The sequence below is a fragment of the Delftia tsuruhatensis NBRC 16741 genome (assembly GCF_001571325.1).
In the GTDB taxonomy this organism is placed as follows: domain Bacteria; phylum Pseudomonadota; class Gammaproteobacteria; order Burkholderiales; family Burkholderiaceae_C; genus Comamonas; species Comamonas tsuruhatensis.
The window spans coordinates 1-8,788 of sequence record NZ_BCTO01000055.1 but is presented as its reverse complement, the minus strand read 5'-3'; the positions used below and the strand labels follow the sequence as shown (position 1 = coordinate 8,788).

Annotated in this window: 7 protein-coding genes; all 7 read left to right on the top strand. The window is 68.8% G+C overall.

The window, feature by feature from the left end; all coding sequences use genetic code 11:
• Positions 1 to 114: 114 nt before the first annotated feature.
• The 7 genes from DTS01S_RS24115 (at position 115) to DTS01S_RS24085 (ending at position 8,765) form a co-directional block, all read left to right on the top strand.
• Positions 115 to 975 (top strand): branched-chain amino acid ABC transporter permease, encoded by an 861-nt coding sequence (locus DTS01S_RS24115; RefSeq protein WP_016447227.1) that lies wholly within the window; start codon positions 115 to 117, stop codon positions 973 to 975.
• Between the two features lie 5 nt (positions 976 to 980).
• A complete protein-coding gene (locus DTS01S_RS24110; RefSeq protein WP_026062103.1) occupies positions 981 to 1,973 on the top strand; it encodes a branched-chain amino acid ABC transporter permease in 993 nt (330 codons plus the stop codon).
• Positions 1,970 to 2,749 carry an ABC transporter ATP-binding protein gene (locus DTS01S_RS24105; protein ID WP_012207823.1) on the top strand — a complete coding sequence of 260 codons (780 nt, stop codon included), beginning with the start codon at positions 1,970 to 1,972 and terminating at the stop codon, positions 2,747 to 2,749. The genes DTS01S_RS24110 and DTS01S_RS24105 overlap by 4 nt, the downstream gene beginning before the upstream one ends.
• The gene (locus DTS01S_RS24100; RefSeq protein WP_017404300.1) at positions 2,746 to 3,456 is read left to right on the top strand and encodes an ABC transporter ATP-binding protein; all 711 of its coding nucleotides are present in this window, start codon (positions 2,746 to 2,748) and stop codon (positions 3,454 to 3,456) included. The genes DTS01S_RS24105 and DTS01S_RS24100 overlap by 4 nt, the downstream gene beginning before the upstream one ends.
• Positions 3,457 to 3,488: 32 nt before the next feature.
• A complete protein-coding gene (locus DTS01S_RS24095; protein ID WP_061289162.1) occupies positions 3,489 to 4,784 on the top strand; it encodes a Zn-dependent hydrolase in 1,296 nt (431 codons plus the stop codon).
• A complete protein-coding gene (locus DTS01S_RS24090; RefSeq protein WP_016454206.1) occupies positions 4,781 to 6,247 on the top strand; it encodes a M81 family metallopeptidase in 1,467 nt (488 codons plus the stop codon). The genes DTS01S_RS24095 and DTS01S_RS24090 overlap by 4 nt, the downstream gene beginning before the upstream one ends.
• A 208-nt stretch (positions 6,248 to 6,455) precedes the next feature.
• A complete protein-coding gene (locus DTS01S_RS24085; RefSeq protein WP_016447231.1) occupies positions 6,456 to 8,765 on the top strand; it encodes an NADP-dependent malic enzyme in 2,310 nt (769 codons plus the stop codon).
• Positions 8,766 to 8,788 lie beyond the last annotated feature (23 nt).

Here is an 8,788-nt window from a genome sequence, read left to right as displayed (position 1 = left end):
TTCCTCGGTGTCCCTCACTTAGGCTGCGCCAGTTTCATAGGCACAGCACCATGACCGGCGTGCTTCAGAGCCACCGGGCACTTCGCCTCCTTCGTCCATCGTTTCGGACCCTGTATGAGCATCTATCTGCTTCAGACCATCAACGGGATCGGCATAGGCATGCTGTATTTCCTGTTGGCCGTGGGCCTGTCCATCGTTTTCGGCCTGCTGCGTTTCGTGAATTTCGCGCACGGTGCCTTCTACCTGCTGGGCGCCTATTTCTGCTACCAGATGACGCGCTGGGGCATGAGCTTCTGGCTGTCCCTGATCGTGGTGCCGCTGGCCGTGGGCGCGCTGGGCTGGCTGGTGGAAAAGCTCATGCTGCGCCATGTGTATGCCAAGGCGCATGAGTTCCACATCATCGTCACCGTGGGCCTGGCCCTGGTGGTGCAGGAGCTGGTGATCGTGCAATGGGGCCCGCTGGGCGACAGCGTGGCCGTGCCCGATCTGCTGCAGGGCGTGGTGATGTGGGGCAGCTTCGTCTATCCCAAGTACCGGCTGTTCGTGATCGGCTTCACCGCCGTGCTGGCCGTGCTGCTGTGGTGGCTGCTGGAAGGCACGCGGCTGGGCAGCGCGGTGCGCGCGGGCAGCGAATCGACCGAGATGGTGTCCCTGCTGGGCGTGAACGTGCTGCGCATCTTCAGCCTGGTGTTCGCGCTGGGCGCCGCCACGGCGGCGCTGGCCGGCGTGCTGGCCGCGCCCATACGCGGCGCCGAGCCCTTCATGGGCGTGGAGGCGCTGGGCGTGGCCTTCGTGATCGTGGTCGTGGGCGGGCTGGGCAGCTTCGGCGGCGCACTGGTCGGCGGCCTGCTGATCGGCATCGTGCAAAGCGTGATGAGCACGCTGTGGCCCGAGGGCGCGCGCCTGATGATCTACGTGGCCATGGCCGCCGTGCTGCTGCTGCGACCCCATGGCCTGCTGGGCCGCAAAGGATGAAGACCATGACCAGGCATTCCCATCTCCTTCTCGCGCTGGCCATCGTGGTGGCCATGCCGCTGTGCATGCAGTCGGGCTCGCTGGCCAGCGAAGTGCTGATCTTCGGCCTCGCGGCCATGGGCTGCAATCTGCTGCTGGGCTACACGGGGCTGCTGTCCTTCGGGCAGGGCATCTTCTTCGGGCTGGGCAGCTACACCATCGCCCTGCTGCTGACACGCTGGCCCCTGCCCATGCCGCTGGCCCTGCTGGCCGCCACCGCCATGGGCGCCGTGGGCGCGGCCATCGTCGGCTGGGTGGCCATACGCCAGCGCGGCACCTATTTCGTGATGCTCACCCTGGCGTTTGCGCAGATGTTCTACTTCATCGCCTACTCGGCCACGGACATCACCGGCGGCGACAACGGCCTGCTCGATGTGCCCCGCCCCGCCCTCGCGGTGGCCGGCCAGACGCTGTGGCCGCTGGCCACGCCCTGGCAGTACTACGGCTTTGTGGCCGTGCTCTTTCTGGTGGTGTTCTGGCTGCTGCGCCGCGTCTGCGACTCCATGTTCGGCCGCACGCTGCTGGCCGTGCGCGACAACGAGGAGCGCGCCGCCGCCGTGGGCTACGACCTGAGGCTGCTGAAGCTGCAGGCCTTCGTGATCTCGGGCGCAGTCACGGGCCTGGCCGGCGCGCTGCACGCCATGATGACGGGCATCGCCCCGCTGTCCAATGCCGAGTACCACACCAGCGAAATGATCCTGGTGATGACCGTGATCGGCGGCACGGGCAACCTGCTGGCCTCGGTGCTGGGCGCGGCCTTCTACGTGCTGCTGGGCGACTGGCTGTCCACGCTGTGGCCGCGCTGGCTGCTGCTGCTGGGCGTGGTGCTGATGATCGTGAGCCTGGGCCTGCAGCGCGGCCTGTGGGGCCTGGGCGAGAGCCTGTGGGCCCTGGTGCGCCGCAAAGGGCCGGCAGATGCCGCGGCGGCCGCTGCAGAAACCAAAGGAGGCCAGGCATGAGCGCCGCAGCATCTCCCATCCTGCTCGAGGCCGTGGGCGTCGAGAAGCGCTATGACAAGTTCGTCGCCCTGGGCGGCGTGGACCTCAAGGTGCGCGCCCATACCGTGCACTCGGTGATCGGCCCCAACGGCGCGGGCAAGACCACCCTGTTCCACATGCTCACGGGCACCAAGAGCGTGAGCGGCGGGCGCATCGTGTTCGACGGCCACGACGTGACGCGCGAGCCCGACCACCGCCGCGTGCGGCGTGGCATGGCACGGTCCTTTCAGGTCACCAGCCTGTTCCTGACCCTGCCCGTGCGCGAGAACCTGCGCCTGGCCGCCCAGGGCGTGGCGCCCGCCAGGGCGCTGGACTGCTGGAACGCGCCCGTGGGTGCTCGCGCCCTGGCCGACACCGTGGCCAGCGTGCTCTCGCGCCTGGGCCTGGAGCGCCATGCGGACACGCCGGCCGGCAACCTCTCGCACGGCCAGCAGCGGCGGCTGGAGGTGGGCATGGCCCTGGCCGCGCGGCCCAAGGCCATCTTCCTGGACGAGCCGACCTCGGGCATGGGCATCGACGACCTGGACGAGATGAAGCGCCTGATCCAGGGCCTCAGGGACGAGCACACCGTGGTCCTCATCGAGCACAACATGAACATCGTCATGGACATCTCCGACACCATCACCGTCATGCAGCAGGGCCGCGTGCTGGCCGAAGGCCTGCCCCACGAGATCCGCGCCGACGAGCGTGTGCGCAGCGCCTATCTGGGCAACATGATCACGGGAGGAAAGGCATGAGCGGTCCCCTGCTTTCGGTCGAGGGCATACACGCCCACTACGGCAAGAGCCATGTGCTGCAGGGCGTGTCGCTGCAGGTGCAGGACGGCGAGCTGGTCACGCTGCTGGGCCGCAACGGCGCGGGCAAGACCACCACGCTCAAGTCCATCGCAGGCGTGATGCAGCCCTCGCAGGGGCAGATCCGCTTCGGCGGCGAGCCCGTGCACCGGCTGGCCACGCACCAGGTGGCCCAGCGCGGCATCTGCCTGGTGCCCGAGCACCGCGGCATCTTCAAGCTGCTCACGGTGGAGGAGAACCTGATGCTGGGCCAGCGCAAGCGCTCGCCCTGGCAGCTGGCAGACATCTACCGCATCTTCCCGCGCCTCAAGGAGCGGCGCGGCAACGGTGGCGGCCAGCTGTCGGGCGGCGAGCAGCAGATGCTGGCCATAGGCCGCGCCCTGATGAACGCGCCGCGCCTGCTCATGCTGGACGAGCCCGTCGAGGGCCTGGCGCCCGTGATCGTGGAGGAGATCGTGGCCCAGCTCAAGACCATCAAGGCCGCTGGCGTGGCGATCTTGCTGGTGGAGCAGAACCTGGAGGTCTGCACCCAGCTGGCCGACCGCCACTACATCATCGAACAGGGTGCGATTGCGCACGAGGCAGGCAATGCCGCTTTCCTGGCCGATGACGCCATCAAGGACCGGTATCTCGGCGTAGGGATCGCCTGATCCACCGCCTTTCGCATTCCCAGGAGTCATTCATGGATCTCAGTACCCCTCTTGCAGCCGCCGCCGTTGCGGCCGGGCTGCGCACCGACGGCGCCCGCCTGTGGCAATCGCTGATGGACCTGGCGCGCATAGGCGCCACACCCAAGGGCGGCGTGTGCCGCCTGGCGCTGACGGACCTGGACCGCCAGGGGCGCGATCTCTTCGTGCAGTGGGCGCGCGAGGCTGGCTGCAGCATCCGCGTCGATGCCATCGGCAACATCTTCGCGCGGCGCGCGGGCCTGGACGATGCGCTGCCGCCCGTGATGACGGGCAGCCACATCGACACCCAGCCCACGGGCGGCAAGTTCGACGGCAACTACGGCGTGCTGGCCGGGCTGGAGGTGCTGCGCACGCTGGGCGATGGCGGCGTGCGCACGCGCGCCCCGGTGGAGGTGGCCGTGTGGACCAACGAGGAAGGCTCGCGCTTCGTGCCCGTGATGATGGGCTCGGGCGTGTTCGTCAATGCCTTCACGCTGGAGCATGCGCTGGCCCAGCGCGATGCCCAGGGCGTGAGCGTGGACGAGGCGCTGCGCGCCATCGGCTATGCCGGGCCGGCCGGCCCGGCGCCTGCGGTGGGCGCGTATTTCGAAGCCCATATCGAGCAGGGCCCGGTGCTGGAAAACCATGAACGCGTGATCGGCGTGGTCAGCGCCGCGCTGGGCCAGCGCTGGTACGACGTCAGCGTGCAGGGCATGGAGGCCCACGCCGGCCCCACGCCCATGGAGCTGCGCCACGACGCGCTGCTGGCCGCCAGCTGCATCGTGGCCGAGGTCAACCGCATCGCCCTGGACCGCCTGCCGCATGCGCGCGGCACCGTGGGATCGCTGGAGGTGTTTCCCAACTCGCGCAACGTGATCCCGGGCGGCGTCAAGCTCAGCGTGGACCTGCGCGCGCCGGACGACGGCCAGTTGCTGGACATGGATGCCGCACTGCGCGCGGCCTGCGAGCGCATTGCGGCCGCGCATGGCGTGACCGTTGGCGTGGAGCAGGTCGTCTACTTCCCGCCCCAGCCGTTCACGCCACACCTGGTGGAGGCCGTGCGCGCCAATGCCGCCGACCTGGGCTACAGCGCCATGGACGTGGTCAGCGGCGCAGGCCACGATGCCGTCTACCTGGCGCGCGTGGCGCCTGCCGCCATGATCTTCGTGCCCTGCGCCGACGGCATCAGCCACAACGAGATCGAGGATGCCGAGCCCGCCCACCTGGAGGCCGGCTGCAACGTGCTGCTGCGCGCCATGCTGGCGGCCGCGGGCGTGGTGCAGGCAGCGGACGGCGGGGTGCCGGCATGAAGATCCTGATCGCCCGGCTCAACCACGAGACCAATACCTTCTCGCCCGTGCCCACGCCCATCGAGGCGTTTGCGCCCACCTATGGCGAGGCGGCCTATTCGGCCAACAAGGGCATGCGCACGGCCATGGCCGCCTTCATCGACCTGGCCGAGGCGGCGGGCGCCACCCTGGTCACGCCGGTATCGGCCACCTCCAATCCCAGCGGCCCCGTGCATGCGGCCGCCTATGACGAACTCACGCACCGCATCGTGGCGGCCGCGCCGGGCTGCGATGCCATCTTGCTGGACCTGCACGGCGCCATGGTGGCCGAGAACAGCGCCGACGGCGAAGGCGACCTGCTCGAACGCGTGCGCGCCGCCGCGCCCGGCGTGCCCGTTGGCGTGGCGCTGGACCTGCACGGCAACATCACCGAAAAAATGGTGGGCAATGCCGATGTGATGGTGGGCTTCAAGACCTATCCGCACATCGACATGTACGAGACCGGCGAGCACGCGGGCCGCCTGCTGCTGGACATGCTGGCCGGCCGCGCGCGCTACGCCGTGTGCTGGCACCGCCTGCCCCTGATGAGCCACACGCTGCGCAGCACCACGCTGGACGGCCCCATGCTGGACGCCGTGAACGCAGCGCGCGCCCTGGAAGCGGAGGGCCTGCCCGCGGTCTCGGTGTTCGGCGGCTTCTCGCTGGCCGACATCGCCGCGCCCTGCGTGAGCGTGGTCGCCACCTGCAGGACCGACGAGCGCGCGGCCACCCAGGCGAGCGTGGACGCGCTGGCCGCCCGGATCTGGCAGCGCCGCGCCGACTTCGTCTACCGCAGCGAGCCGCTGGCCGATTCGCTGCGCCGCGCCCAGGCCCTGGCCGACGGCGCCGACCGCCCCGTGCTGCTGCTCGACCATGGCGACAACTGCATGTCCGGCGGCACCTGCGACACCATGGACGTGCTGCAGACCGCGCTGGAGCTGGGCCTGTCAGGCATTGCCGTGGGCCCGCTGTGCGACCCCGAAGCGGTTGCCTCGCTCACGGCGGCCGGCGAAGGCGCCGAGGTGGAGATCGCGCTGGGCAACAAGGTCTCGCTGGAACGCATCGGCCTGCACAAGCAGCCGCTGCGGCTGCGCGGCACGGTGCGCGCCGTCAGCGACGGCGCCTACACGGTCAGCGGCCCCATCTACACCGGCCAGCGCTGCCACATGGGCCGCACGGTCTGCCTGGACACGGGCGCAGCGCAGATCGTGATCACCGAGCAGACGCACGAGCCCTGGGACCTGGGCGTGTTCCACTGCGTGGGCATGGACCCGACGCGCTTTCGCTTCGTGCTGCTCAAGTCGCGCATGTACTGCCGGCCCGTCTTCGTGCCGCTGTCGGCCGGCCTGGTCGAGTGCGACAGCCCCGGCGTGACCACCTCGGACTATTCGCGCTTTCCGTTCGCCCGGGTCAGCCGCCCGGTGTTTCCGCTGGACGCCATCTGATGGACGCCATCTGATTGCCCGGCTTTGCGGCGCCGCGCAAGCAAAGACCGCCGCCGCCGCAGGACATTGGGCAACCAGGCATCACAACAGTTTCACAGCAGGGCCCGGCTATTGCCTGTCGGCCTACAATCGGTTCCCCCCTACCTCGGCCGACGGCACGCGGGCTGATCCGCGCGTGCGTTGGCCATGCCTTCGCTGGAGACGCTTGATGTCCGACAACACGGCCCCGACCCCTTCCGATAAACGTGCCCAGCTGCGCCGTGCCGCACTCGAATACCACGAGTTTCCCAAGCCCGGCAAGTTGACCATCGTGCCGACCAAGCCCATGGCCAACCAGCATGACCTGGCCCTGGCCTACTCGCCCGGCGTGGCAGCGCCCTGCGAAGAGATCGTCAAGGACCCGGCCGCCGCCTTCAAGTACACGGCGCGCGGCAACCTGGTGGCCGTGATCTCCAACGGCACGGCCGTGCTGGGACTGGGCGACATCGGCGCGCTGGCCTCCAAGCCGGTGATGGAAGGCAAGGCCGTCCTGTTCAAGAAGTTCGCGGGCGTGGACGTCTTCGACATCGAGATCAACGAGAAGGACCCGCAAAAGCTGGTCGACGTGATCGCCGCGCTGGAGCCCACCTTCGGCGCCATCAACCTGGAAGACATCAAGGCGCCCGAGTGCTTCTTCGTGGAGCGCGAACTGCGCCGCCGCCTGAAGATCCCCGTCTTCCACGATGACCAGCACGGCACGGCCATCACCGTGGCTGCGGCCATGGTCAACGCGCTCAAGGTCGCGGGCAAGAAGATCGAGGAGGTCCGGCTCGTCGCCTCGGGCGCGGGCGCTGCCGCCCTGGCCTGCCTGAACCTGCTGCTCAAGGTCGGCCTGCGCCGGGAGAACGTGTTCGTCACCGACCTGGCCGGCGTGGTCTACGAAGGCCGCACCGAACTGATGGACGAGGACAAGGCCCAGTTCGCACGCGCCACCGAGCTGCGCACCCTGGGCCAGGTCATCGAAGGCGCCGACGTCTTCCTGGGCCTGTCCGCTGGCGGCGTGCTCAAGCAGGACATGGTGGTCAAGATGGCCGCGCGCCCGGTGATCTTCGCTCTGGCCAATCCCAACCCCGAAATCGTTCCCGAAGATGTCAAGGCCGTGCGCAGCGACGCCATCATCGCCACGGGCCGCTCGGACTATCCCAACCAGGTCAACAACGTCCTGTGCTTCCCGTACATCTTCCGCGGTGCGCTGGACTGCGGCGCGACCACCATCACCACCGAGATGGAAATCGCCACCGTCCACGCCATCGCCGAACTGGCCCAGGCCGAGCAGAGCGAGGAAGTGGCGGCAGCCTACGTGGGCGAGCAGCTGAGCTTCGGTCCTGAGTACCTGATCCCCAAGCCCTTCGATCCGCGCCTGATGATGAAGATCGCCTCGGCCGTGGCCCAGGCTGCCGCCGAATGCGGCGTGGCCCAGCGCCCGATCCAGGACATGGATGCCTACCGCGCCCATCTGCAGACCTTCGTCTACGCCTCGGGCACGATGATGAAGCCGCTGTTCGCCACGGCCAAGAAGGCCACCAAGAAGCGCGTGGCCTATGCCGAAGGCGAGGAAGAGCGCATCCTGCGCGCCGCGCAGATCGTGGTGGACGAGCGCATTGCGCGCCCCACGCTGATCGGTCGCCCGGCCATCATTGCCCAGCGCATCGAGAAGTTCGGCCTGCGCCTGAAGGAGGGCCAGGACTACGACGTGGTCAACGTCGAGCACGACGAGCGCTACCGCGACTTCTGGCAGACCTACCACCGCATGACCGAGCGCAAGGGCATCACCGTGCCCATCGCCAGGATCGAGATGCGCCGCCGCCTGACCCTGATCGGCTCCATGCTGCTGCACAAGGGCGAAGTGGACGGCCTGATCACCGGCACCTGGGGCCAGACATCGCACCACCTGCAGTACGTGGACCAGGTGATCGGCCGCCGCGCCGGCGTGCAGACCTATGCCTGCATGAACGGCCTGCTGCTGCCCGACCGCCAGGTCTTCCTGGTGGACACCCACGTCAACTACGACCCCACGGCCGAGCAGCTGGCCGAGATCACCATCATGGCCGCCGAGGAAATGATGCGCTTCGGCGTCAAGCCCAAGGCCGCCCTGCTGTCGCACTCCAACTACGGCTCCAGCAACCAGCCCAGCGCCGTCAAGATGCGCCAGACCCTGGAGCTGCTGCGCGAGCAGGCCCCCTGGCTGGAAGTGGACGGCGAGATGCACGGCGACGTGGCCCTGGACGGCAAGGCCCGCGCCCAGCTCATGCCCAACAGCACGCTGCTGGGCAATGCCAACCTGCTGGTCATGCCCAACATCGACGCGGCCAACATCAGCTACAACCTGCTCAAGCAGGCCGCTGGCGGCGGCATTGCCATCGGCCCCGTGCTGCTGGGCGCCGCCCGTCCCGTGCACATCCTCACGCCGAGCACGACGGTGCGCCGCATCGTCAACATGACGGCGCTGACGGTGGCGGACGCTAACGCTAACCGTTAAGCACCCCCTGAGCGGCTTCGCCG